Annotated in this window: 2 protein-coding genes; both read right to left on the bottom strand. The window is 63.9% G+C overall.

The features are described from left to right. The coding region (locus tag KZZ06_RS20060) for a helix-turn-helix transcriptional regulator (protein WP_219581761.1) at window positions 1-260 on the bottom strand (260 nt) is incomplete at its 3' end. Then, window positions 257-573 (bottom strand): type II toxin-antitoxin system RelE/ParE family toxin (locus KZZ06_RS20055; protein WP_219581760.1); only part of this gene is annotated, 317 nt, incomplete at its 5' end. The genes KZZ06_RS20055 and KZZ06_RS20060, both read right to left, overlap by 4 nt.

The following is a 573-nucleotide window of genomic DNA, read 5'->3' as shown; positions in this document are numbered from 1 at the left end:
GTGCCCCCGAGAGCTTTCACGTAGGCGGCAAGCGTTGAGAGTTTCGGATCGTTTCGATCCTCCAGCCGGCTCACGTTCTCCTGCGCGACATCGAGCGACTTCGCGAGCTTCTCCTGGGTGACGCCGAGCGCATTGCGAAGCTCCCGCAGGGTCGCCTGCTCCAGGAGGATTTGCTCGGTCTTCTGCTTGATGCGCTGCTGCCGCTCCGGCGGGAGCTTTGCCATCACTTCATCGAGGCTGACCGTCCGATACCCGCTCATTCCTTCGCCTCCTGGGCTTTGAGATGCTCGTCGAACCGCTCGTCCGCTCGGGCGATCAGCACCCGATAGAAGCGCTTCTGAGCGACGCCGGCCTTATTCCCGCCGACCAGGAGCACCGCGTGGCGCTCGACATCGAATGCGAAGGCCACGCGCCATACGCCGCCCGCCGCCCTGAACCGGCCCTCTTTCATGTTCGGGTGCTTCGACCCATTCAGAGTATCGACACGCGGCCGACCCATCTGAGGACCGCCTTCAGCGATGGCCCCGGCAAGAGCGAGAACCTCGTCCTGCACCTCGTCGGAGAGGTCTTTGA

The organism is Sulfitobacter sp. CW3, assembly GCF_019392245.1.
In the GTDB taxonomy this organism is placed as follows: Bacteria; Pseudomonadota; Alphaproteobacteria; order Rhodobacterales; family Rhodobacteraceae; genus Sulfitobacter.
The sequence above is the reverse complement of the archived record's forward strand: the minus strand, read 5'-3'. Positions and strand labels throughout refer to the sequence as shown.